Genomic DNA, 25792 nt, shown 5'->3' on the forward strand with positions numbered 1-25792 from the left:
GAACGAGGTGAAGGGCTTGATCTACATTGCAAGGTCGAGCCTTAAGGGTGGACCCAAGATGACCTTCACCTCTATTGATAGTAGCTAACCATCAATACGATCAAGATACAAGGGTGGGCGGCTTCGCCGCTCACGCGTTCAACTATCGTGTGCTAGACAATGACATGGCTTGCACATACTGGTTGAACGCGTGAGCGGGAGGACCGCGGGGCCGCCGAGGCCCACCCTACGTCATTCCGCCCTTATTGATCCCGCGACAGCATGCCGTTGTTCACCCGCACGGTGTCGCCTGCGCGGAAGCCCGGGTCGTTCTCATACTGCAGCGTCTGCGTTGCGCCGGTTCCGGCGTAACGCACGATCACTTCATAGCGCTGGGTGCGGCGCTGGTTTTGCTCGATATTGCGGCCGATCAGGCCGCCGCCCACCGCGCCCGCCACCGTCGCCGCCTTGCGGCCGCTGCCGCTGCCGACCTGGTTGCCGAGCAGGCCGCCGACCACTGCGCCGCCCACAGTGCCGAGATAATTGCCCTCGCCGCTCACTTCCACCACGTTCACCGCTTCCACGGTGGCGCAGTTGGTGCAGTAACGCGCGGTACGCGGCGCCGAGGTGGCAACCGCGCGCGCCGCCGTGGCGGCCATCAGCGGCCGGCCCAGCACTTGCGTCGTGAACCGGCCGTTCGCGCGGATCGTTGCCGTCACGCGGGCATCCGGGTTGAGGCGGTCGCTGCGGCGGATCGTGTAATCGGCCGCGTATTCGCCGCGCCGCACTTCTGGCAGGAAGAAGACGCCGGGTGCGCCGGCGATGCTCAGCTCGACGCGGGCGCCGGGCGTACCGAAGACGGTAAAGCCGATGTCGTTGCCGGGAGCGAGGTCGTCGCTGGCGCGCACTTCGAAGCGCTCGATGCGCGGCATGGCCGCCAGGTCGCCGCGGCGGTTCGGACGGGGGGCGCCATCACGCACCACCGACTCGCTCAACACGCCGGTCGCGACGCGGTTACCGACGCGCAGGTTGGCGGTCACGGCGCTGGTGTTGGTGATGCGGTCATGGTTGCCGATCGTGTAGGTGCCGACATACTGGCCCGGTTCGGTTTCGGTCATGTAGACATTGCGGGTGGCGCCGTCGATGCGCAGCGTCGCGTTGCCGCCGGGGGTGCCGTACAGGTCGAAATTGAGCTCGACACCCGGCGCCAGGCGCCGCACCTCATTGACGTTGAAACCGCGGATGGCGGGTGCCTGCCCGTTGCCCCGCTCATATTGCTGGGCGTGGGCGAGCGTCGGGGCCAGTGTCAGGGTGCACAGTGGCAGCAGCGCGCTCAGGGTGGCGCACAGGGTGTGGCGTAGTTTCATGGTCGTTCTCCTCAATTCGTTAGCTGAACAATTGTTCAGGCGTATTGACAAGGTACGCTGATGCCGACACGACATCAGTACGCTAGCGAACGCTGTGCACGGCCTCGCCCGAGGTGACGAAGATGGCGTCGCCGTCTTCGCGCTTGACCGTATGGCCGCCCGTGAACGAACCGAAGGACGGCAGGATCATGCGCCGGCTGCCCACCACGAAGCACGGCAGGCGCAGCGAATCGAAGCGCGTCGCCAGCACCCAGGCCGGATGCACGTGGCCGGCAAGCGCGAAGCCGTCGGCGTCGATGTCGGGATGGTGGCAAAACGCGAAGGGACCCACGGCATGCGGCTCGTCGACCAGTTCGATGCCGAGCGCGGCTGCCGGGTCGCCGGCGTGCTTGTCGTGGTTGCCGCGCACCAGGGTCAGCTGCAGCTCGGGCCGCGTATTGCGCCAGGTTTGCATGGCGAGCTGGGTGCTGGAGGCGTGCGCAGCCCGTGCATGCAGGAAGTCGCCCAGGAACATGACGTGGCGCGCACCGTGTTGTTCTATGAGGGCGTCGAGTCCCGCCAGGTTTTCGGTGGTGGTGCCGCGCGGCACAGGTATGCCCAGGGCACGGAAGGAGGCCGCTTTGCCGAAGTGGATGTCGGCGATGATCAGCATGCCCCGGGCCGGCCAGAACACCGCCTTTTCGGGTAGCAGGAACAGCAGTTCACCCGCCACACGCACTGCTGCGTGCGCAGGCACATTGACAGCCAAATCGGTCATACGGCAGCAGCCTTCTCCAGTTCGCGCAGCATGCGCGCGACGCGGTCGTTCAGTTTTTCGGTACTTACTTTTTCGCGGAAGCGCTCGACCATCAGCGCAAAGCCGAAGGGCGTGGCGCGCTTGACCTCGCGGTAGGCGATTTTACGCGCATGCAGTTCAAGCAGCGTGTCGCGCAGGCGGGTCAGCTCGAGCTCCTGCTCCAGTACTTCGCGCTGGGCTTGGGTCAACAACAGGTTGCCGGCGTCGTGCTTGCGGAACACCTCAAAGAACAGCGAGGACGAGGCCTGCACCTGGCGGTTCGATTTCGGCTGGCCCGGATAGCCCTGGAACACCAGCCCGGCGATGCGCGCCACCTCGCGAAAGCGCTGCTGGGAGAGTTGGGTCGCATTCAGGCTCTCGAGCACGTCTTCCAGCAGGCGTTCGGTATCGAACAGCGGCACGTCGGCGCCCGTCGTTCCTGAAAACGCCGCCTTCCAGTCGACCGGCTCGGCCGCCATCAGTTCGAAACCGTAATCGTTGATCGCAATCGAAAAGGTGATCGGCTGCAGGCGCCCGATGCGGTAGGCGAACAGCGAGGCAAGGCCCATGTGGACCGAGCGGCCGGCGAACGGATACACGAACAGGTGATAGCCTTCGCGGCTCTTCATCGTTTCGAGCACCAGGGTGTCGAGCGTCGGCAGCGCCGACCATTTCTGCTGGATCTCCAGCAGCGGCCGGATCGCCTGCATTTCCGGCCCCTCGAAGCGGCCTTCGGCGGCCTGGCGCAACTGCTCGAGCGCGGCGTGCGCCAGTTCCGACGACATCGGCATCTTGGCGCCCTGCCAGCGCGCGATCGCGCCGCGCGACCCGGTGGCGCGTTTGACGAAGGCGGTCATCTCGTGCACCCGGATGAATTCGAGGATGCGCCCGCCGAACAGGAAATGGTCGCCCTGCTTCAGCCGCGAAATAAAGGATTCCTCCATGCTGCCGATGCGACCGCCGCTCATGTACTTGATCTGGATGGTGGCGTCGGACACGATGGTGCCGATGCCCATCCGGTGGCGCCGTCCGATGGCGGTATCGGGCACCCGGTACACGCCCTCCTCGTCCGGCAGCACGCGCCGGTATTCCGGATACACGGTCAGGCTCTGGCCGCCGCGCGCCACGAAGTCGAGCGCCCACTGCCATTCTTCCTCGGTCAGCTTGCGGTAGGACCAGGCAGTGCGCACCTCTTCATACAGCGCTTCCGAGCGAAAGCCCCCGCCCAGCGCGACCGTCACCAGGTGCTGCACCAGCACGTCGAAGGGTTTGTTCGGCACATAGCGCCCTTCGATCCTGCGCTGGGCGACCGCCACCTTGGCGCCGGCCGCCTCCAGGATCTCGAGGCTGTTGGTGGGCACCAGCGTCACGCGCGACACCCGCCCCGGCGCATGGCCGCTGCGCCCGGCGCGCTGCAACAGGCGGGCGATGCCTTTCGCGCTGCCGATTTGCAGCACCCGCTCGACCGGCAGAAAATCCACGCCAAGGTCGAGGCTGGCGGTGCAGATCACCGCTTTCAGCTCGCCCTTTTTCAGCCCCATCTCGACCCAGTCGCGCACCTCGCGCGCGAGCGAACCGTGATGCAGCGCGATGACGCCGGCCCAGTCGGGCCGCGCTTCCAGAATGTTCTGGTACCAGATTTCCGACTGCGAGCGGGTATTCGTAAACACCAGCGTCGCGTCGTAATGCTCGATCTCGTCGATCACCGGTTGCAGCATCTGGATGCCGAGGTGGCCGCCCCAGGGAAAGCGCGACACGTCCTTCGGGATCAGCGAATCGACGCGGATCTCCTTGTTGGTATTGCCCTCGACGATGACGCCGGGATTGTCAGGGTCCGCGCCCAGCAGCACCTGGCGCGCCAGATCGAGGTCGCCCATCGTCGCCGACACGCCCCAGACCACGAGGCCCGGACGCCAGGTGCGCAAGCGGGCCAGCGCCAGCTGCACCTGCACCCCGCGCTTGCTGCCCATCAGCTCGTGCCACTCGTCGATGACGATCATGTCGAGGTGCTTGAACTGTTCCTGGGCGGCCGCGTGGCTGATCAGGAGCGACAGGCTCTCGGGCGTAGTGACCAGCGTCGTCGGCCAGCTGCGCGTCTGGCGCGCGCGTTCGGCCGAGCCGGTGTCGCCGGTACGCGCGCCGACCGTCCAGCCCGGCGCCAGCTCGGCCGCCGATTCCTCGAGTGCGCGCTGGGTGTCGGCGGCCAGCGCCCGCATCGGCGTAATCCACAGCACGCGCATCCCGGAGAGCCGGCCCTTGGTGAGCGCGCCGCGTTGCAGGGCGGCGAACCAGACGGCGAAGGTTTTACCCGCGCCGGTATTCGCATGCAGCAGGCCGGACTGGCCGGCGAGCGCCGCCTTCCACACTTCGCGCTGGAAGGGAAACACCTTCCAGCCGCGCGCGGCGAACCAGTCTTTTACTTGCGCCGGTTTGGGGCCATTCAGGGTCGGCGTGACGGCTGCACTCTTGCGCACACTCATAAAGCGGCGGCGGCCAGCAGGCCCTTCAAGGTATCGAGCGTATCGGCGTCCTCGACCGTCTTGTCGTCGCGCCGGCGCAGGATGCGCGGAAAGCGCACCGCGATGCCGGCCTTGTGGCGCGAAGACAGTGCAATGCCCTCGAAGCCGATCTCGAACACCATGGTGGGTTTTACCGAGCGCACCGGACCGAATTTTTCGATGGTCGTCTTGCGGATCGCACTGTCCACCTGGGCGATTTCAGCGTCGGTCAGGCCGGAATAGGCTTTCGCGAAGGGCACCAGCTTGCGCTCGCCATGGCCCTCGTCGTCGTCCCAGACCGCAAAGGTATAGTCGGTGTAGAGCGAAGCGCGGCGCCCGTGGCCGGCTTGTGCGTAGATCAGCACGGCGTCGATCGAATACGGATCGACCTTCCACTTCCACCAGGTGCCGACGTCTTTCGTCCGCCCGACGCCGTACTGGGCGCTCCTGGCCTTGACCATCATGCCTTCGACGCCGCGCCCGCGCGATTCGACCCGCAATTCGGCAAGCGCTTCCCAGCTGTCGGCATGGATCAGCGGCGAGATTTTCAGCTGCGGCTGGTTCGCCTCCCCTACCTGCGTTTCCAGCAGCGCGCGCCGTTCGTGCTGGGGCAGCGCGCGCAGGTCGACGCCGTCCAGTTCCAGCAGGTCGTAGCAGACCAGCACCGCCGGCAGTTCGGCTAGCAGCTTGGCGGACAGCGTCTTGCGGCCGATGCGGCGCTGCAGCTCGGCGAAGGGTGCGGGCGCATCGATCGTGTGGTCCCAGACCAGCACTTCGCCATCGACCACGGTCCCTTCCGGCAGGCGAATCGCGGACAGTTCCGGGAAGCGCTCGGTAATCAGGTCCTCGCCGCGCGACCACAGGTAGTTCTGGGCGCCGCGCCGTACCAGCTGGGCGCGGATGCCGTCGTATTTCCACTCGATCTGCCACTCGCTCAGCGCGCCGAGCGCGGCCGGGTCGCCCTGGAGCTGGTGCGCGAGGAAGAAGGGATAGGGCTGGCCGCCGCGCAGCTTGTGTTCTTCGTCCGATTGCGCCGCGATCAGTTGCAGGAAGCCGGCGGCGGTCGGGCGCACGCTGCCGTCGGTCCAGCCCATCAGGCGCTGGGCGATGAGTTTGCTGTCGACGGCGGCGATGTGGGCCAGCGCACGCGTGACCAGCAGGCGCGAGACGCCGACCCGGAACCCGCCGCCGATCAGTTTGCAGAACAGGAAGCGCTCGGGCGTGTTCAGTTCGTTCCAGTAGCTGAACAGGGCTTCGCGAATCACGGCGGGGTCCGCGCCGCGCAGGGGGCCGATCCGCTCGGTCATCCAGTCGGCCAGGCCGACATCGCTGCGCTGCTCGGGCGGCGGAAGGATGTGGGCGATGGTTTCGGCCATGTCGCCGACCGCGTGGTAGGACTCGTCGAACAGCCACTCGTCGAGCACCGCGTATTCGATCGCGAACTGGCGCAGCAGTTTGCTCGGCACCGCCTGGCGCGGCTTGCCGCCGGCCAGGAAATACACGGCCCAGGCCGCGTTTTCGGGCGAAGCGGTGGAAAAATAGGTTTGCAGGGCCTCGAGCTTGCGGTTGGTGGCGGTGGTTTCGTCGAGTTCGGCGAACAGGCGGGCAAATTCACGCATCCTTCACCTCTGCCGGCTGGGCCGGGATGCCGACGTCGTCATCGTCATCGCCGTATTCGGTATCGAAGCCGGCCGCGTCCAGGCCCTGCTGGCAGAGCCACTTCACCATCACCGGAATCGAGCCATGCGTGACGATGATGCGCTCGGCCCCGGTTGCGGCGATTGCGCTCATCAGCCCCGGCCAGTCGGCATGGTCGGACAGCACGAAGCCGCGGTCGACGCCGCGCCGGCGGCGCGCGCCGCGCAGCTGCATCCAGCCGCTGGCAAAGGCGTCGCTGTAGTCGCCGAAGCGCTTCATCCAGGCCGAGCCGGAAGCATTCGGCGGCGCCACTACCATCGCGCCCTTCAATGCTGCCTTGTCGAGGTCGCTCACAAGCAAGGTTGGCGGCAGGTCGACGCCGCCTTCCCTGTAGACGCGGTTGAGCGGCTCGACGGCGCCATGGCAGACGATCGGCCCGATCGAGCGATCGAGGCCCGACAGGATGCGCTGCGCTTTTCCGAACGAGTAGCCGAAGATGACGCTGCAGCGCCCTTCGGCCGCATTCTTCCGCCACCAGCGGTTCATGTCGCCGAAAATCGACTGTTCGGGTTCCCAGCGGTAGATCGGCAAGCCGAACGTGGATTCGGTGATGAAGGTATGGCAGCGCACCGGTTCGAAAGGCGCGCAGGTCTTGTCGGGCTCGATCTTGTAGTCGCCCGAGGCAACCCAGACCTCGCCCTGGTATTCCATGCGCACCTGGGCGGAACCGAGCACGTGCCCGGCCGGGTGCAGCGAGACGGTGACGCCGTTGTGCACCGTCGTTTCGCCATACTCCAGGCCGTCGACGGAAATGTCGCCGAGGCGCGAGCGCAGGATGTTCACGCCGCTGGCGGCCGTCAGATACCGGCCATGGCCGTAGCGCGCATGGTCGCCGTGGGCATGGGTGATGACGGCACGGTCGACGGGCCGCCATGGATCGATATAAAAACCGCCAGGGACGCAGAACAGCCCCTCCTTGCGTACGACAACCATATCCCCCATGTGCACCTTTCCCGGCGTCAGGCCGGCTCTACGAAGTCTGCCATAAAGCTGCGGTGCTCGCCGTCCGGGAAGTCGATGCCGATCTGGTCGCCGGCAACCGCGCTGACCACGCCCGCGCCGTACTTCGGCACCTTCACCTGCATGCCCGCCTCGAAATGCGGCCCGCTCGGCTCCGGCTCAGGCGCATGGTCGAATTCGTCGTCGCGGATCTCGATGGCGTCCAGGTTCATCGACGGCGGATTCTTGCAGTTGTCGCACTTGCAGCACTTCTCGAAGCCTTCGACCTCGTCCTTGAAGTAATCGAGCATCAGCTTCCAGCGGCAGTAACCGCTCACCGCATAGCCCACCATTTTTTCCAGCGACTCGCGGTCGTGGTCCTGCTTCTGCACATAGACTTCGGCGAGCGACGCGAAATGGGAAGGATTCGGCTCCATGGCCGTGACGACGAATTCGAGCTTGCGGTTTTGCCGCACCAGCTTGCCGTCTTTCAGCAGCTTCAGGCACACCTTGATCTTGGCCTCGTTCAGGTCGACCAGCTGTTCTTCGAGCAGCTCGGTGGTCACGGCGCCCTTGGCAGCCAGGTCGCAGGCGGCGTCGTAGACCGAGCGGATTTCGGCGGCGTCGGGGTAGTGCTTGACGAGGAAGAACTGCTGCAGGCGCTTGTCGTCCTGGAGGAAGATCAGCGTGCAGTTGGCGTCCTTGCCGTCGCGTCCGGCACGGCCCGACTCCTGGTAATACGATTCGAGGTTGGCCGGAATTTGCAGGTGCACCACGAAGCGGGTGTCGCTCTTGTCGATGCCCATCCCGAACGCGTTTGTCGCCACCATGATGCGGCGCTCGTCGTTCATGAACAAGTCCTGGTTGGCGCGGCGCTCGCCGGCCGGCAGCTTGCCGTGATAGATGGTGACCGATTCGCCGGCTTCCTCCAGGATGCGGTGCATTTCCTCGGCGGCCTTGACGGTGGCCGCATACACGATGCAGACGCCTTCGGACTCGGCCACCAGACGCCGCGCCTCGGCGAACTTCTGGTCCATGTTCGTGACCTGCACCACCTGGTAGTGCAGGTTGGGCCGGTAGATGCCGGTATTGATGACCTTCATGCGCGGCCGGTTGAGCTGGCGGCCGATGTCTTCCATCACTTCCTCGGTGGCGGTGGCGGTCAGGGCCAGCACCGGCGGTTGTCCCAGCGCGGCGATTGCGGCGGCCATTTCGATATAGGCCGGGCGGAAATCGTGCCCCCACTGGGAAATGCAGTGCGCCTCGTCGACGGCGACCATCACGATATTGATTTGCTTGAGCACGGCCAGGAAGTCCGGCGAGGCCAGGCGCTCGGGCGTGCAGAACACGATTTCGCATTCGCCGGCGGCCAGGGCGTCGAGCGCCGACCGTTCTTCTTCGGCATTTAAGCTGCTGTTGACCTGGCAGGCACGGATGCCCAGCTCTTCGAGCTTGCCAAGCTGGTCTTTCATCAGCGAGATCAGGGGCGAGACGACGACCGTCGTGCCCTTCAGAATGCGCGCCGGAATCTGGTAACACAGGGACTTGCCGCCGCCGGTGGGCATGATGGCCAGCGTGTCCTTGCCGTCGAGGATGCTGTCGATCACGCGTTGCTGCCCGTCGCGCAGGCGTTCGATGCCGAACACGGAGCGCAACAGTTTGCGGATGGTATTACGGCGCACCGCGAGGAGGCCGTTATGGAGGAGTTGGGGTTCGTGTCTGGTCATGCAATAAATATAATTTATCGCAGGTGAGCACGCCTATAGGACGCACGCCTTGAGCAGCGTAGGAGCGTCACCAAGCGCCTCTTCCTGTTGTTGAGACAGGGGTGCGAGCGCTTTTCCTACAGAACCGCGGAGTCCCCGCCGATGTTGCGCAATGTGGACGGAGCCTAAAATGGCACCATACCGTACGCAAACAAGCGTACGAACTGAGAGAATACTGAGATGAAGACCGGAGAACTTACCATGCGCTCGATCCCAACCGCCCTGACCGCACTCCAGCTTGCCCTGGCCGCAGCCGCGACCTGGCTGGTCTACGAGACGAACACGCTGTCTGGCGCCGCCGTGCTGATGTTCCACTAACACCGGCCAGTCTGACGATTCAGCGCTGGATCCCCGCACTTGGCGGTCTCGTTGTCCGTATTTTACTCAGCCGCCGCCCAAAGCCGCGCACGATTACAAAAAAGCGCCGTACCACTCACGTGGCACGGCGCTTTTTCCATCCCTGGGGGCGCTGATTATGCGGCTTGCGCTTCCATATCCACCGCGTCGGTCTCTTCGGTCGGCAGGCGCATCATGTAGTCGAAGGCTGCCAGCGAAGCCTTGGCGCCCTCGCCCACCGCGATCACGATCTGCTTGAACGGCACGGTCGTCACGTCACCTGCGGCAAACACGCCAGGGATCGAGGTTTCGCCACGCGCATCGACTTCGATCTCGCCGTAGGGCGACAGTTCCAGCGTACCCTTGAGCCATTCGGCATTCGGAATCAGGCCGATCTGCACGAACACACCGGCCAGCTCGACGAGCTTGACTTCGCCGCTATTGCGGTCCTTGTACGACAGACCCGTCACTTTCTTGCCGTCGCCATGGATTTCCGTGGTCTGGGCGCTCTTGATCACGTCCACGTTCTTCAGGCTGTAGAGCTTGCGTTGCAGGACCGCATCGGCACGCAGTTCGGCGCCGAATTCGATCAGGGTCACGTGCTCGACGATGCCGGCGAGGTCGATTGCCGCTTCCACGCCCGAGTTACCGCCGCCGATCACCGAAACGCGCTTGCCCTTGAACAGCGGGCCGTCGCAGTGCGGGCAGTAGGCCACGCCGTGGTTCTTGTACTCCTTTTCGCCAGGCACGTTGATTTCGCGCCAGCGGGCGCCGGTCGACAGGATCACCGACTTCGATTTCAGCACGGCGCCGTCTTCGGTCGTCACCTCGAACAGCTTGCCGACTTTATCGAGCTTGGCGGCGCGCTGCAAATTCATGATGTCGACTTCGTACTGCTTGACGTGCTCTTCGAGCGACACGGCAAAGCGCGGGCCTTCGGTCTCCTTGACCGAGACAAAGTTCTCGATCGACAGCGTGTCGAGCACCTGGCCGCCGAAACGGTCCGCCACCACGCCGGTGCGGATGCCCTTGCGTGCGGCATAGATCGCCGCGGCCGCGCCGGCTGGTCCGCCGCCGACGATCAGCACATCAAAGGCTTCTTTCTTGGACAGTTCGGCAGCCTTGCGCTTGCCGGCGCCGGTGTCGAGCTTGGCGAGGATTTCCTCGGCACTCATGCGGCCCTGGCCGAAGTGCTCGCCGTTCAGGAACATCATCGGCACGGCCAGGATCTGGCGCGACTCGACTTCATCCTTGAACAGGCCGCCGTCGATGGCGGTGACCCGAATGCGCGGGTTGATGATCGACATCGAGTTCAGCGCCTGCACCACTTCCGGGCAGTTATGGCAGGACAGCGAAATGAAGGCCTCGAACACATAGTCGCCGTCGAGGTTCTTGATCTGTTCGATTACCGCTTCGTCGAACTTGATCGGGTGGCCGCCGACTTGCAGCAGCGCCAGCACCAGCGAAGTAAATTCGTGGCCAAGCGGAATGCCGGCGAAGCGCACACCGACCTCGGTGCCGACGCGGTTAATGGCGAAAGATGGCTTGCGAACACCATCGTCGTCGCTTTCGCGATACGTAATCTTGGTCGAGAGCGAGGTGATTTCCTTCAGCAGCTCTTCCATTTCCCGCGCTTTCGGCGAGCCATCGAGCGATGCAACGATCTCAATCGGCTGCACCACTTTTTCCAAATAGGCCTGTAACTGCTTCTTGAGGGTTGCTTCCAGCATGATGTTTTCCTTGAATTCGGTCTTGGGACACTCACGGCACAGGCCGTGAGTGTCAGTACAGCAGAGTATTGCTAGCTCAACGGGACCTCGAGAAACCGTAGCGAGCGGAAGGAGTTTTGGCCGAGACGCGCAGCTGTACGAAGGTACAGCGAGCATCGCAGGCCGAAAATCCGACGCGCAGTAGGTTTATCGAGGTTCCCCCATTAGATCTTGCCGACCAGGTCCAGCGAAGGGGTCAGGGTTTCAGCGCCTTCGGTCCACTTGGCCGGGCAGACTTCGCCTGGGTGGGCGGCGACGTACTGGGCGGCTTTCACTTTGCGCATTAGTTCCGATGCATCGCGGCCGATGCCGTTGTCGTGCACTTCCATCAGCTTGATCTGGCCTTCCGGATTGATGACGAAGGTGCCGCGCAGGGCCATGCCTTCTTCTTCGATCATGACCTGGAAGTTACGCGACAGCAGGCCGGTCGGGTCGCCGATCAGCGGGTAGTTGACCTTCTTGATCGCGTCCGAGGTGTCGTGCCATGCCTTGTGGGCAAAGTGGCTGTCGGTCGACACGCCGTAGACCTTGACGCCCATCTTTTCGAACTCAGGCTGGAACTCGGCCAGGTCTTCCAGTTCGGTCGGGCAGACGAAAGTGAAGTCGGCCGGGTAGAACATCAGGATGGACCAGGTGCCTTTGAACTGCTCTTCCGTCAGGTCGATGAATTTGCCAGCGTGGTAAGCGGTAGCTTTGAACGGCTTGATCTCGGTATTGATAAGGGACATGGAAGCTCCTGTTGTGTTGTGTATCAAAAGTTGATAAAGGCAAGTGTAAAGCCCTTGCTCATGCTTGTAAAATTAATTGATCAGATGAGAACGATTAATTTCTACTATCGCTCGAACGAAATGAATCCTGCATGGCAGGGATGTCAGTCTCGCAAGCGGCCTGTCAGTGTGAGGGAAAGCTGCGGTCTTTGCAACCGCGGCTCCCGTTGAACGGGCAGCGCGGGGCGCCCTGCCACAGCGTCGAACCCGTACAATGGCAACCTCGACCGCAATCCCTCCCGCCCTTTCATGACCAGCCCTCAGCGCAGCGCCACCACCTCGGATCTTCAACCGCTGTTCGCCCTGTACGGCGCGCGCCGGTTTTCCGAAATGGCCGAGCTTGCCCGGGCCCTGTTGGCGCGCTTTCCGGACGACGGCAACCTCTGGAAAGCCTTGTCGGTGGCGCAGCAGATGGGGGGCGAAGATGCGGTGCCGGCCCTGCAAAGGGCGATCGCGCTGCTGCCGGGCGACGCCGAGCTGCCCAGCAACCTGGGCGCACTGCTGAGCGATAGCGGGCGCCTGGTCGAGGCCGTCGCCAGCTACCGCCACGCACTTACGCTGCGGCCCGATTTCGCCGATGCCCACGGCAACCTGGGCGTAGCCCTGTCGCGCCTGGGCCGCCACGAGGAAGCGGTCGATAGCCTGCAGCGGGCTTTGCAGCTCAAGCCCGCCTTTCCCGAAGCGCAGAACAACCTGGGTAATGTCTTGCTGGCACTGAACCTGCCCGCCGAGGCGCTGGCGCAGTACGACCAGGCAGTAGCGCGGCGGCCCGCGTTTGCCCAGGCGCTGCGCGGCCGCGGCAACGCCCTGCGCGCGCTGGGGCGCTTTCCGGAAGCCGCCGCCAGCTACCACCAGGCGCTGGCCCTGAACCCCAACGATGCCCAGGCCCACGCCAGCCTGGGCGCCTGCGAACAGGAACTGGGACAGCTCGAGGCTGCCGGGCACAGCCTGCGGCGGGCGCTGGCACTGAAACCGGGCATTCCCGAGCTGCACTTTAACCTCGGCAACCTGCTGGCCGATGCCGACCGTCCGCAGGAAGCGGTCGCCGCCTACCGGGAAGCGGTAGTGCTCGACCCGCATTACCTGGCGGCCCACGCCAACCTCGGCGTCGCCTTGCAGGGCCTTGGCGACACGGCGGCGGCGATCGCCGCATTGCGCCGGGCGCTGGAGCTCGACCCGCGCGCGCTCGTCGTACTCAACAATCTCGGCAATGCCTGCCTGGCCGGCGGCGAGCCCGACGAAGCGCTCGCCTGTTATCGCCGCGCCGTCGTGCTCGCGCCGAACGAACCGGAGGCACGCCATAACCTGGCGCGGGCCCTCAAGCAGCTGGGCCGTTTCGACGAAGCGCTGGACCATTTTCGCCAGGTGCTGGCGATCGCGCCCGATGATTTCGCCGCGCGCAGCGACATGCTCTTCGTGCAGAACTACATGGACTGGCCGCTGGATGCCGCCTTGCTGGCCGATGCGCGCGACTTCGGCGTCCGTGCAAGCAGCCGGGCGCGTCCGTATGCCGCATGGCCGCACAGCCGACTCGGCGCACCCAATGGCGCACTGAAAATCGGCTTCGTGTCCGGTGACCTGCGCGAGCATCCGGTCGGCTATTTTGCCCAGGCTGTGTTCGCCGCGCTGGCCGGACGGGCCGAGCTGTTCGTCTATGCCAGCACCGGCGTCGACGATGCCGTCAGCCGCGCGATCAAGGCCTCTTGCCAGGTTTGGCGCAACATCGGCACGCTGGACGACGAGACAGCGGCGGCCCAGGTGCATGCGGACGGCATCGATATCCTGGTCGACCTGGCCGGGCATACCGCCAACAACCGCCTGCCGCTGTTCGCCTGGCGCCCGGCGCCGCTGCAGGTGTCCTGGCTCGGCTATTGCGCCAGTACCGGGATGGCCGAGATCGACCATGTGCTGGCCGATCCGTGGATCGCCCCGCCGGACACGGATTTGCAGTATGTGGAAGACCTCTGGCGCCTGCCGGAAACCTTCTTGTGCTTTACGCCGCCGGACCTGGACATCGCCGTCGGGCCGCTCCCCGCGCTGGCCGCCGACCAAGGCATGACCTTCGGGTGCTTCAACAACCTGAGCAAGCTCAACCCATCAGTGATCGCGCTGTGGGCGCGCGTGCTGGCCGCCTTGCCGGCGAGCCGGCTGTTCCTGAAGGCGCCGCAACTGGGCGCCGCATCGAACCGGCTGACGATCGGCACCCATTTCGAACGCCACGGCATCAGTTCCGAACGCCTGCTGTTCGAAGGCGCCTCGCCGCGCGCCGATTACCTCAAGGCCTACGACCGGGTCGACATCGCGCTCGATCCCTTCCCCTACCCGGGCGGCACCACCAGCGTCGAAGCCCTGTGGATGGGCGTGCCGGTGCTCAGCCTGGCCGGCAAGCGGGCGCTGGGGCGGCAAGGCGAGTCGATACTCCGGAATCTGGACCTGGCGGAATGGATCGCGCAGGATGCGGACGACTTCGTGGCGCGCGCGCTGCACCATGCCGCCGACCCCGCGGCGCTGGCGACGCTGCGCGCCGGCCTGCGCCCACGCCTGCTGGCGTCGCCCCTGTGCAATGCGCCGCGCTTTGCCGGGCACCTGCTCGCGGCCTTCGAAGCGATGTGGGAGCAGCGCGCCCTCCCCGTTTAAGGCGCTCTCAGACCGGCACGGCGCAGGGCTCCAGGATGTCGCAAGGCAGCGCCAGGCTGAAGGTCGAGCCCTGGCCGGGAACGCTGGTGACCGTCAATTCCCCACCGTGCGCCATGGCCAGTTGCCGTGAGATATACAGCCCCAATCCCAGGCCCTTCGGCTCGCCGTTGCGCGCGCCGCGCTCGAAGGGCTGGAAGATGCGCTCGATGTCCTCGGGCGAAATCCCCTTGCCCTTGTCGGCCACGTCGATCCGCGCACATTTCCCTTCGGTCGCGACGCTCACCTCGACATCGCAGCCGCCGCCGTAGCGCAGGGCGTTGGTCAGCAGGTTGACCACCACCTGCTCGATGCGGAACTCGTCCCAGCAGCCGGTCACCGGCGGGTGCGCCACCAGCGAGATGGCGCAGCCGCTGGCCGCCGCCTGCAGCGACAGGTCGCTCACCACGCGCTCGAGCATGCCCATCAGTTCGACCTCGGCCGGACGCACCGACAGCGTGCCATTCCTCATGCGGGTGACGTCGAGCATGTCGTCGATCAAGCGGATCATGGCCTTGATCTGGCGCTCGTCGCGTTTCACCATTGCGCTCATCTGCTCCCCGCCGAACGCTTGCACGTTGCCGCGCTTCAGGTGCAGGGTGCGCATTTGCGTTTCCAGGAACAAGGTATTGAGCGGCGTACGCAGCTCGTGGGCGACGAGCGACATGAATTCGTCGCGCATGCGAAGCGAACGCTGAAGCTCCAGCTGGGTCGTGTTCAACTCCTGGAGCAGGATTTCCTGCTCGCGGCGGCTCTTCTCGAGCGCCTCCATCTGGCGCCGCGTCTCGCGCCGCTGCTGGTCGAGCGCCACGAACACATTCACCTTGCCGCGCACGGCGTCCGGGTCGAGCGGCTTGTAGAGGAAGTCGACGGCCCCGGTTTCGTAGCCCTTGAAGGCATAGTTCAGTTCGCGTCCGGCGGCGGAGACGAACACGATCGGGATGTGGCGCGTACGCTCGGTACCGCGCATCAGTTCGGCCAGTTCGAAACCGTCCATGCCCGGCATTTGCACGTCGAGGATGGCCAGCGCGAATTCGTGCTCGAGCAGCAGCGTCAGAGCCTCGTCGCCGGAATGGGCGTGGAATACCAGGCGTTGCTCGCCGCGGATCAATGCGTCGAGCGCGCGCAGGTTGTCGGGAAGGTCGTCGACGATCAGGAGTTTGCTCGGTTCTTGGTTGTTCATGTTGTCTCCAGCAAGGGCAGCAAGGCGCGGATGGCGGCCAGGGGCAGGACCAGGTGCGCGTCGCACCGGCGGATGGCTTCACGCGGCATCGTCGGAGCCTGTGCCTCGCGTGGGTCCTGGACCACCGTCAGGCCGCCGCATTGCCTGATCTTGTGCATGCCCGCGGCGCCATCGATATTCGCGCCAGTCAGTAATATAGCGGCCAATGCCGGGCCATAGGCGTCGGCGGCCGATTCCATCAACACGTCGATGGCCGGCCGGGCATAGTGCACCGGCGGCTCGCAGCTGAGGGAAAAAACGCGATCGTCTTCGATCGACAGGTGGTAGCCGGCGCCGGCAAAATACACGGTGCCGGGCTCGACCGCCCCCTTGTCCATCGCTTCGCGCACCGGCAGGACCAGGCGCGCCGCGAACAGCTCGGCCAGGCGGCTTTCGCGGTCGGCCGGGACGTGCAGGATGCAGATCATGGCAGGGCCGAAAGTTTTTGGCAGCGCCGGCAGCAAGTCGACCAGCGCATCGACACCGCCGGCCGAGGCGCCGATGACGACGGCTTCGATGCGGCGGCTGGCCAGGGCGTCGATGACGGCCTCCGGAAGGACGCTCATTGCCCTGCCTTGCGGAAAATCTTCTCGCGTCGGGCCACCGCTTCGAAATGGTTCGCATGGCTGGAAAAATCAATGCTTTCCTTGCTGCCCAGCGCCAGGAAGCCGCGATGGCAGAGCGACTCGTGGAACAGCGCGAGTACCCGGTTCTGCAGGCGCCGATTGAAATAGATCATCACGTTGCGGCAGCTGATGAAATGCGTTTCCGAAAACACCGTGTCGGTCGCCAGGCTGTGGTCAGCGAAGGTCACGTTCTCGACCAGCGCGCGTTCGAACAAGGCCCCGCCATACGCGGCCGTGTAGTAATCGGAAAACGCACGCTTGCCGCCGGCCTTTTGGTAGTTCTCAGTGTACAGGCGCATTCGGTCCAGTGGGAATACGCCGCGCCGGGCCGCCTCCAGCGATGTCGGATTGATGTCGGTGGCGTAAATGATGCTGCGCTCGAGCAGGCCTTCCTCGTGCAGCAGGATCGCCAGCGAATACACTTCCTCGCCCGTGCTGCAGCCCGCCACCCAGAGTTTCAGCGACGGATAGGTTTCCAGGTGCGGAACGACCTGGCTGCGGACGGCCGCGTAGAACTCGGGATCGCGGAACATTTCGGTGACGGGAATGGTCAGGTATTGCAGCAGCTGGGCAAAGGCCTCGGGGCGGTGCAACACTTTCGCCTGCAGGTCGGAGACGGTCTCGCATTCCATTGCACGCATGGCGACGATGACCCGGCGCTTTTGCGAAGCGCCAGTGTAGTCGCGGAAATCGTAGTTGTACTTGAGGTAGACCGCCTCGACCAGCATCCGCAATTCGATGTCGATGTCGTCCGGATTTTTCTTCATCTCTAAGCTCACTGGCAACTTAAACGCGTTCCATCGTCGGCATCCAGACTCGCAGCAGAGAGTACAGGCGGGCCAGGTCGATCGGCTTGGCCAGGTAGTCGTTGGCGCCGGCGGCCAGACACTGCTCCTGGTCATCCTTCATCGCCTTGGCCGTGATCGCAATGATCGGCAGGCGGTTGAAGCGGCCGTCGGCGCGGATGCGGCGGGTTGCTTCCAGACCATCCATGCCCGGCATCATGATGTCCATCAGCACCAGGTCGATCCCGGGCACCTCATCCAGTTTTGCAATGGCTTCGAAGCCATTGCGGCCGACTTCGACGTGCGCGCCGCGCTGCTCGAGGGCGGAAGTCAAGGCAAACACATTCCTGACGTCATCGTCCACCAGCAGGATGGTGCGGCCTTCGAACACGCGGTCGCGGCCGCGCACGGTTTTCAGCATGTGCTGGCGCTCGGTGGAGAGCTGCGATTCCACCTTGTGCAGGAACAGCGTCACTTCATCGAGCAGGCGCTCGGGCGACCGTGCGCCCTTGATGATGATCGAACGCGAATACTTCATCAGCTCGGCTTCTTCGTCGCGCGTCAGGTTGCGGCCGGTATAGACGATGACGGGCGGGAAGGACACCAGTTCTTCGTGCGACATTTTCTCGAGCAATTCCTTGCCCTGCATGTCGGGCAGCTTCAGGTCGATGATCATGCAGTCGAAAATCTGGGTGCCCAAGAGTGCCAGGGCTTCCTCGCCGGAACCGACGGCGTCGATCTTGACGTCCTCGTCGGCGATCAATCGCACCACGCTGTCGCGCTGGCGCTCGTCGTCCTCGACCAGCAGCACGCGCTTGATCTGTTGCGAGCTCTTTTCCTGGAGTTTGCGGAACACTTCCTCGAGCTGCTCGCGCGAGGTCGGCTTCAGCGCATAGCCGATCGCGCCCAGGTGCAGGGCCTCGCCGGCGTTGTCCATGCTCGACACGATGTGCACCGGAATATGGCGCGTTCCCGGGTTGTCTTTCAGCTGTTGCAGCACAGACAGGCCCGAGCTGTCCGGCAAGCGGATATCGAGCAGGATCGCGTCCGGCACTGCGCTGGCGGCCAGGCGCAGGCCTTCGCCGGCGGTCAGCGCTACCAGGCAGCGGTACTCGAGGTCGTGCGCCAGGTCGTACAGGATGCGCGCGAAGTCCGGCTCGTCCTCGATCACGAGCACGGTGCGGGCGCCGGCCGCTTCCTTGTCGCGGTCGTCGGGGAAGGAGGACCGGGCGGGCAGTTCCTCGACTACCGGCGCCGGTTCCGGTGCAGCCGGGGCGGCGAAGACCGGTTTCGGCAGCCGCGGCGCCGGTGCAGCCGCACGGGGCGACGGCGGCGACGCCGACACGGTGCCGTTCTTCGGCATGCTCAGGGTAAAGGTGCTGCCCTCGCCCGGCATGCTCGACACCACGAGCGAGCCGCCCAGCAAATTGGTGAGGTCGCGCGAGATCGACAAGCCCAGGCCGGTGCCGCCGAAGCGGCGGTTGGCGGTGCCGTCGGCCTGGTGGAAGGCTTCGAAAATGCGCTCCTGCTGGTCCGGGGCGATACCGATGCCCGAATCCGTGACCGTGAACTGGATCCAGCCTTCCTCGGTGGCGCTGACGTTCATGCGCACCTCGCCCTGCTCGGTGAACTTGACCGCGTTCGACAGCAGGTTCTTGAGCACTTGCTCCAGGCGCTGGCGGTCGGTATGCAGGGTCGGCGGCACGTTCGGTTCGACGTTGACGGAGAAGCGCAAGGACTTTTGCTTGGCCAGCGGCTCGAAGGTGCGGCCCAGGCCCTCGACCGTGCGGCGGATCGGCAAGTCTTCCGGCAGCAATTCGAGCTTGCCGGCTTCGACCTTGGAGATGTCGAGGATGTCGTTGATCAGGTGTAGCAGGTCATTGCCGGCCGAATAAATCGTCTGGGCGAAGCGCACTTGCTCTTCGTTCAAGTTGCCCGGCACATTGTCCGACAGCAGCTTGGCCAGGATGAGCGAGCTGTTCAGCGGCGTCCTGAGCTCGTGCGACATGTTGGCCAGGAATTCCGACTTGTAGCGGCTGGCGCGCTCCAGGTCGAGGGCGCGTGCGCGCAACTGTTCCTGGGCTTCGGACAGGGCGGCGTTCTTCATGTCGAGGTTCAGCGCCTGCTCGGACAGCTGGTCGTTGGTCTGTTCGAGCTCGGCCTGCTGGTTTTCCAGGCTGGACTGCGATTCCTCTAGCGCGCGCGATTGTTCTTCGAGTTCCTCGTTGGCGGTGCGCAGTTCTTCCTGCTGCACCTGCAGTTCCTCGTTCAGGGCCTGGCTGTCGGCGAGCGCATCCTGCAAACGCTGGCGGTAGACGACCGCGCCGACCGAGGAGCCGACGGCGTCGCCCACCAGCTTCAGAAATTCGATGTCGCGCTCGCGCACCGGATGCAGGAAACCGATCTCCAGCACGCCCTTGACCTTGCCGAAATTCGTGAACGGAGCGATGACGACTTCACGGGGAGCTGCTTCGCCCAGGCTGGAGCCGACCTTGAGATAGTCCTCGGGCAGTTCCTTGATGCGCAGCAGGCGGTTTTCGTTGGCGGCCTGGCTGGCCAGCGAGGCGCCGGGCTGGATGATTTTCGCGCGCTCTTCGTCCTCGTTCGAAAAACCGAAGGCGCCGATGCGACGCAGCACGCCGTCCTCGGAGCGGAAGTACATCGACGCCACCGCCCCGCCGAGGTAGCGCACTACATGGTCGAGCACGGTTTGCGCCAGTGCTTCAAGCGAGTTCTGGCCGATGCTTTTCGACGCCAGTTCGGTCTGGCCGCTGCGCAGCCAGCTCAGGTGGCGCAACTCGGCATTGTGGTCGTTCTCGTGCTTGAGTACCGCGTTATACGATTCCGACAGGCGCATCAGCTCGCGCCGGCCAAAGGCGGCCAGCAGGCCGCCCACGATCAGGGTCAGCAGCAGGTAACAGCCGACCGACCAGGTGATGACACTGCGCGATTCGTTACTGCGCGCTTCGAGCAGGGCCCGTTCGCTGGCGACAAAGGCCGCGGACTGGGCGCGCATGTCGTCGGTCAGGCTTTTCCCCCGTCCGCTGCGGATCGTCTCGACCACGGAGTCGCCGATGCGGCGGCGCGCGATGATCTCCTCGCTGAACCGGATCCACTCGCGGTGCGCGCCACGCACCCGGTGCAGGCGGTCGGTCTGGGACGGATTGTCGCCCACCAGGCGCAGCAGCGCGTTCATCTCGACATCGATCTTCGGCTTCGCCACCGTGTAGGGGCCAAGAAAACTTTCGTCGCCGGAAATGACATAGCCGCGCAGGCCCGCTTCCATGTCGGAGACGAGTTTGCTGATCTCGTTGGCGTTGCCGATCACTTCCTGCGAATGCTCGACCCACTTCAGCACGCTGACGAGATAGGCGATGATCGCGACAAACACCACTGCGCTGATGACCGAGAGGCCAAGCGGCAGGGCTACGTTGCGCGCAAGGAGGCGGCGGAACTGGGTATGGTCGAGCGGGGAGCCGGTCATTTGTTGCGAATAATCCAAGGAAAAATATCCCAAGTGTAACGCAATGACCGGTATTTTGCGCTGTCAACAGTGCGCCGCCTGCTTGGCCGGCGGGGCGCGATAGCGGCGTATTTTCCTAGTCTTGAGGCAGGTGCGGCAGGAGGTAGGGCGCCGTGCGGCTGCCCGATGCCCTGGATACCTTCTCCGGCGTACCGGCAGCCACCACGCGGCCGCCCTCGTCGCCGGCGCCGGGGCCGATGTCGATCACCCAGTCGCAGGCGGCGACGACACGCATCGTGTGCTCGACCACGACCACGGTATTGCCGGCATCGACCAGGCGCTCGAGCTGGCCCACCAGGCGGTCGGCGTCGGACGGGTGCAGGCCGGTGGTTGGTTCGTCCAGTACATATAAAGTGTTGCCGCGCCCGGCGCGCTGGAGTTCGGTCGCCAGCTTGATGCGCTGGGCTTCGCCGCCGGACAGTTCGGTGGCCGGCTGGCCCAGGCGCAGGTAGCCCAGGCCGACTTCGCGCAGCACTTCGAGCGAGCGCTCGACCAGCGCTTCGCCCGCGAAGAATTCGGCTGCCGCGTCGACCGTCATGCCCAGCACCTCGGCGATGTTGCGGTCCTTGTAGGTCACCTCCAGCGTTTTGGCGTTGTAGCGCGCGCCTTCGCAGGTCGGGCATGGCGCGTACACGCTCGGCAGGAACAGCAGCTCGACCATCACCGAGCCTTCGCCCGCGCAGGTCTCGCAGCGACCCTTGGCCACGTTGAACGAAAAGCGGCCGGCGTCGTAGCGGCGCGATTTCGCCATCTTGGTGGCGGCGAAGAGTTTGCGTACCTGGTCGAAGAGGCCCGTGTAGGTCGCGAGATTCGAGCGCGGGGTGCGCCCGATCGGTTTCTGGTCGACCCGCACCATGCGCCGCAGCGACTCCATGCCGGCCACGATCTTGCCTTGCGTCGGGGTCGCGGCTTCCTGTTCGAGGTCCTCGGCTTCTTCAGGCTCCGCCGTCGGCGCGCCCTGCCCCAGCTCACGCGCCACCAGGTCGACCAGCACCTGGCTCACCAGGCTGGATTTCCCCGAGCCGGACACGCCGGTGACCGCCGTCAGCACGCCGAGCGGGAATTCGGCTTTCAGCTCACTCAGGTTGTTGCGGGTGACGCCCTCCAGGCGCAGCCAGCCGGCGGGCGCGCGCCGTTCACGCGCGGCCGGGGCCGCGTCGTCGAACAGATAGCGCCGCGTCTGCGAAGCCTCGATCGTTTTCAGGCCCTCCGGCGGCCCGCTGTACAGGATTTCGCCGCCGCGCTCGCCCGCTTCCGGGCCGACGTCGACGATCCAGTCGGCACGCCGGATCACGTCCAGCGCATGCTCGACCACGAACAGCGAATTGCCCGAGGCTTTCAGCTGGTCGAGCGCAACCAGCAGCGCCTCGGTGTCGGCCGGGTGCAGGCCGGCCGAGGGCTCGTCGAGCACATACACGACGCCGAACAGGTTCGAGCGCACCTGTGTCGCCAGGCGCAGGCGCTGCAGTTCGCCGGGCGAGAGCGTGGGCGTGCTGCGTTCGAGCGCGAGGTAACCCAGGCCCAGCGCCAGCAGCACCTCGAGGCGCGCGACCAGGTCTTCGGCAATGCGCTGGGTGACGATCATCTGTTCGGGATGGAGCTTGGCGCGGCGCTTGTCCTCCCCGGCCTTGCCGCTGGCGTAGGGTAGCAGCAGCGCATGCAGGCGCGCCAGCGGCATGCCCGAGATATCGGCGATATCGACGCCGGCAAAGGTCACCGACAGGGCTTCCTGGCGCAGGCGCTTGCCGCGGCACAGCGGGCAGGCGTTCGAGACCATGTAACGCGCCACCCGCTTTTTCATCGACGCGCTTTCGGTATTGGCGAAGGTCTGCAGGACATAGCGCCGCGCGCCGGTGAAGGTGCCCTGGTAGCTCGGCGTGTCCTCGCGCTTCAGGGCCGCACGCGTCTGCTGGGGCGTGAGGCCGGCATACACCGGCACGGTCGGCGTCTCGTCGGTGTACAGGATCCAGTCGCGGTCCTTTTTCGGCAGCTGGCGCCAGGGCGTGTCGACGTCATAGCCCATCGTGACCAGGATGTCGCGCAGGTTCTGGCCGTGCCAGGCCGGCGGCCAGGCCGCCACCGCGCGCTCGCGGATGCTCAAGCTGTCGTCCGGCACCAGGGAGTGTTCGGTGACTTCGTAGACCCGGCCCAGGCCCGAGCACTCGGGACAGGCGCCTTCCGGCGTATTCGGCGAAAACGATTCGGCGTACAGCAATTCCTGCCCCGCAGGGTAATCGCCGGCGCGCGAATACAGCATGCGCAGCGAATTGGACAAGGTGCTGACGCTGCCCACCGACGAGCGCGTGGTGGGCGAGCCGCGCTGCTGCTGCAGGGCGACTGCCGGCGGCAGGCCGTCGATCTCGTCGACTTCCGGAACCGGCATCTGGTGGAACAGGCGGCGCGCATAGGGCGACACCGACTCCAGATAGCGCCGCTGCGCCTCCGCGTACAGGGTGCCGAAGGCGAGCGAGGACTTGCCGGATCCGGACACGCCGGTAAACACCACCAGCGCATCGCGCGGGATGTCGAGGCTGACGTCCTTCAGGTTGTGCTCGCGCGCCCCGCGCACGCGCACGAAGCCGGGGCGGCCAGGGCCGCTTGCCGCTGTCGCCTGGGTCTTGCCGCTTGTGGCTGTCCCGTGTTCTGTTTTCCCGCGCATCGGCCTGCCTTGTTCATTTATCGATGACCGTATTTAACCGTGCTCAGGGAAAGGTGACGGTGCGGTGACACACATCCCTTCGAGAGCGCGGACGACAGTCTCCACGCCCGGATCGCTCCCGAAATTCCCGGCCACCGCCCTGCACCGCCCGGCCAGCCCTTCGTCGTCCAGCAGCGCGCCCAAGCGCTTCACCAGGCGCGGCGTCGTCAGGCGCGTCGCCGGCAAGCTGAGCCCGACTCCCATGGCCTCGACCCGTGCCCCGTTATCGAACTGGTCGTGCGCGAGCGGCACCACCAGCTGCGCGGTCCCCGCATGCAGGGCTTCGGCGGTGGTGCCGATGCCGCCGTGATGCACCAGCACGCCCACATGCGGCAACAGGGCGCGCAAGGGCACGTAGTCCTGCCACAGGGCGTGGGGCGGCAGTTCGGGCGGCAGCTGATCGCGGTGGGCGGTCAGGAAAATCGCCCGCTCGCCCAGCTGGTGCGCCGCCGCGGCCGCGTGCTCAAAATAAGCGCGCGCCTGGCGGTTGCCGGTGCCCGGCGTGAACACCAGCGGCCGGCTGCCCTGCCCCAGGAAACGCAGCAGTTCGGGCGACAGCGCGGCCTGCGGATCAGGGTCGTACAGGGGAAAACCGCCCCGCACCAGGGGCCGGGGCCAGTCCGGCTGGGTCGGTGCGAACCAGTCGGGAAACAGCAGGATCGACAGGTCGGCAATCGAGAACAGGGTGTCGAGCAGCGATGCGGCAGGCGCGAGTCGGGCCGTGCTGCGCGCCGCGTTCACGCCCGGGAGCGCGACGGGATCGATGTAGCGCGCAGCCAGGGCGCGCCACAGGCGCTTGCGCAGGCCGTGCGGCACCCAGCGCGGCACTCGCCACGGTCCCAGCATCAGCGGATCATGGACGGTCGGCAGGTTCGACGGCGCCAAAAGGGCCGCCGCGATCTTCATGCCGGGACGCGCCGCACGGCACAGGTCCGCTTCAGGCAGCGCCAGCGGATGGACCAGCATGGTGCATTTTTCCTCAAGCGGCAGCGTGGCCATAAACGCCGGCACCTCGGCCATGGCCGGGCGCGTCGCCTCCCACACGACGCCGAAGCCGCGCGTCGGGTGCCACAGATCGGGATGGTCGAGCACCGCCAGATCGGCCGGCAGGCCATGGAAAGGCAGTTCGGCGGCGCGCACGTAAGGCCCATGCTGCTCCGGTCCGAGAAAGCTGACGCGGTGCCCGGCCTGCCTCAAAGCCAGGGCGATGCGCATGAAGGGAAACAGGTCCCCCGCCGAGCCGATCGTCACCAGCACGACGTGCATCGCCCCTGTCCCGGTCACGGAATCAGGCGCTCGGCCCGCAGACGCGCGAACAGGTCGAAGAACGACGCGTCGGTGGCCTGGTAGCTGCTAAAGCCGAGACGGCGGCTGTTGGCCATGTCGGTCATCACTTCGAGCGGGCGGCCGAGGTCGAGGTCGGTATGCCAGGGCGACGCCAGCCGGTCGAGCTCCGCTTCAACCAGACCGTGGCGCAGCGCGATCTGGCGCCACAGCGGGCCGTCGTTCGCCATGGCCGGCTCGAGCGGCTGGATCCGTCCGCTGTAGCCGGCCGCCTCCACGCCGAACCAGTCGGCCAGTTTCGGCCACAGCCAGCTCCAGCGGAACACGTCGCCGTTGACGATGTTGAAGGCTTCGTTCTTGGCGGCGTCGGTGTCGGCGGCCCAGACCAGCTGTTTGGCCAGCATGCGGGCGTCGGTGACGTCGGTCAGGCCCTTCCACTGCGCCTCCGAACCAGGGAACTGGAAGGGGCGGCCGGTTTCCTTGCACAGGGTGGCGTAGACGGCCAGCGTGGTGCCCATGTTCATGGCGTTGCCGACGGCCAGGCCGATGATCGAATGTGGACGGTGCACGCTCCAGGTGAAGCGGTCGCGCGCGGCGGCGGCATACACTTCGTCTTCCTGGGCGTAGTAAAAATTTTCCAGCGGCAGGCGTGGCTGGCTTTCGCGCAGCGGCGTGTCGGGCAGCGTACCCGAGCTGGCATAGGCCTCGAATGGACCCAGGTAGTGTTTCAGTCCGGTCACGAGCGCCACGTAGCGCACGCTCTTTTGCGGCGACAGCGCGTCGAGCAGGTTGCGCACCAGCGCCGCGTTGACGCGGATGTTGTCCGCTTCCGTGTCCTGGCGCATCCAGGTGGTGATGAAGACGTGGGTCGGCGAAACGTCGGCCAGCGCGGCTGACAACGCCACAGGATCGAGCAGGTCGGCGGCAATGTGGCGCACGCCCGGCAAATCGCGCGGCGCACCGCGCGACAGGCCGACGACATTCCAGCCATTGGCCAGCAGTTCGCGTGCGGCGTGGTTGCCGCCAATGCCGGTCACGCCGACGACGAGAGCAGTTCTTTGCATGGTATTCCCCTTGCCTTTGTATA

At 65.5% G+C, this 25792-nt stretch carries 16 protein-coding genes; 1 reads left to right on the forward strand and 15 read right to left on the reverse strand.

The genetic code is table 11. The features are described 5' to 3' along the window. Window positions 1–242 precede the first annotated feature (242 nt). From AC56KZ_RS05905 to ahpC, 8 genes are all read right to left on the reverse strand, one after another. Entirely contained in the window at window positions 243–1346 is a 1104-nt protein-coding gene (locus tag AC56KZ_RS05905) for an outer membrane lipoprotein (RefSeq protein ID WP_497161220.1), read from the reverse strand. Window positions 1347–1428: 82 nt separating this feature from the next. Then, window positions 1429–2103, reverse strand: a complete 675-nt coding sequence (gene pdeM, locus AC56KZ_RS05910; RefSeq protein ID WP_497161221.1) for a ligase-associated DNA damage response endonuclease PdeM — start codon at window positions 2101–2103, stop codon at window positions 1429–1431. Continuing rightward, on the reverse strand, window positions 2100–4601 hold the full coding sequence (locus tag AC56KZ_RS05915; protein ID WP_497161222.1) for a ligase-associated DNA damage response DEXH box helicase: 2502 nt from the start codon (window positions 4599–4601) through the stop codon (window positions 2100–2102). Before AC56KZ_RS05915 ends, pdeM begins: the two co-directional genes overlap by 4 nt. Beyond that, window positions 4598–6238: an ATP-dependent DNA ligase gene (locus tag AC56KZ_RS05920; RefSeq protein WP_497161223.1), complete on the reverse strand. Its 1641-nt coding sequence runs from the start codon at window positions 6236–6238 to the stop codon at window positions 4598–4600. Before AC56KZ_RS05920 ends, AC56KZ_RS05915 begins: the two co-directional genes overlap by 4 nt. Next, a complete protein-coding gene (locus AC56KZ_RS05925; RefSeq protein ID WP_497161224.1) occupies window positions 6231–7259 on the reverse strand; it encodes a ligase-associated DNA damage response exonuclease in 1029 nt (342 codons plus the stop codon). Before AC56KZ_RS05925 ends, AC56KZ_RS05920 begins: the two co-directional genes overlap by 8 nt. A gap of 17 nt (window positions 7260–7276) precedes the next feature. Next, entirely contained in the window at window positions 7277–8983 is a 1707-nt protein-coding gene (locus AC56KZ_RS05930; RefSeq protein WP_497161225.1) for a RecQ family ATP-dependent DNA helicase, read from the reverse strand. Between the two features lie 512 nt (window positions 8984–9495). After that, on the reverse strand, window positions 9496–11088 hold the full coding sequence (gene ahpF / locus AC56KZ_RS05935) for an alkyl hydroperoxide reductase subunit F (protein WP_497161226.1): 1593 nt from the start codon (window positions 11086–11088) through the stop codon (window positions 9496–9498). A 203-nt stretch (window positions 11089–11291) separates the two neighbouring features. Next, window positions 11292–11855, reverse strand: coding sequence for an alkyl hydroperoxide reductase subunit C (gene ahpC, locus AC56KZ_RS05940; protein WP_497161227.1), 564 nt, complete (start codon window positions 11853–11855; stop codon window positions 11292–11294). A 288-nt stretch (window positions 11856–12143) separates the two neighbouring features. Here ahpC and AC56KZ_RS05945 point away from each other — a divergent pair, with 288 nt between their 5' ends. Continuing rightward, window positions 12144–14531 carry a tetratricopeptide repeat protein gene (locus tag AC56KZ_RS05945; protein ID WP_497161228.1) on the forward strand — a complete coding sequence of 796 codons (2388 nt, stop codon included), beginning with the start codon at window positions 12144–12146 and terminating at the stop codon, window positions 14529–14531. Window positions 14532–14538: 7 nt separating this feature from the next. Here AC56KZ_RS05945 and AC56KZ_RS05950 read toward each other — a convergent pair whose 3' ends face one another. The 7 genes from AC56KZ_RS05950 to AC56KZ_RS05980 form a co-directional block, all read right to left on the reverse strand. Continuing rightward, window positions 14539–15750: a hybrid sensor histidine kinase/response regulator gene (locus AC56KZ_RS05950; RefSeq protein ID WP_497161229.1), complete on the reverse strand. Its 1212-nt coding sequence runs from the start codon at window positions 15748–15750 to the stop codon at window positions 14539–14541. Continuing rightward, window positions 15747–16355: a chemotaxis protein CheB gene (locus AC56KZ_RS05955; protein WP_497161230.1), complete on the reverse strand. Its 609-nt coding sequence runs from the start codon at window positions 16353–16355 to the stop codon at window positions 15747–15749. Before AC56KZ_RS05955 ends, AC56KZ_RS05950 begins: the two co-directional genes overlap by 4 nt. Further along, window positions 16352–17182, reverse strand: a complete 831-nt coding sequence (locus tag AC56KZ_RS05960; RefSeq protein ID WP_497161231.1) for a CheR family methyltransferase — start codon at window positions 17180–17182, stop codon at window positions 16352–16354. Before AC56KZ_RS05960 ends, AC56KZ_RS05955 begins: the two co-directional genes overlap by 4 nt. A gap of 19 nt (window positions 17183–17201) precedes the next feature. Then, window positions 17202–20684, reverse strand: coding sequence for a response regulator (locus AC56KZ_RS05965; RefSeq protein ID WP_497161232.1), 3483 nt, complete (start codon window positions 20682–20684; stop codon window positions 17202–17204). A 115-nt stretch (window positions 20685–20799) separates the two neighbouring features. Beyond that, window positions 20800–23382 carry an excinuclease ABC subunit UvrA gene (uvrA, locus tag AC56KZ_RS05970; protein WP_497161233.1) on the reverse strand — a complete coding sequence of 861 codons (2583 nt, stop codon included), beginning with the start codon at window positions 23380–23382 and terminating at the stop codon, window positions 20800–20802. Window positions 23383–23415: 33 nt separating this feature from the next. Next, window positions 23416–24687: a glycosyltransferase gene (locus AC56KZ_RS05975; protein ID WP_497161234.1), complete on the reverse strand. Its 1272-nt coding sequence runs from the start codon at window positions 24685–24687 to the stop codon at window positions 23416–23418. 14 nt (window positions 24688–24701) lie between these two features. After that, window positions 24702–25769, reverse strand: coding sequence for an SDR family oxidoreductase (locus AC56KZ_RS05980; protein ID WP_497161235.1), 1068 nt, complete (start codon window positions 25767–25769; stop codon window positions 24702–24704). Window positions 25770–25792 lie beyond the last annotated feature (23 nt).

It is taken from the genome of Telluria sp. LT2P34, from assembly GCF_059685915.1.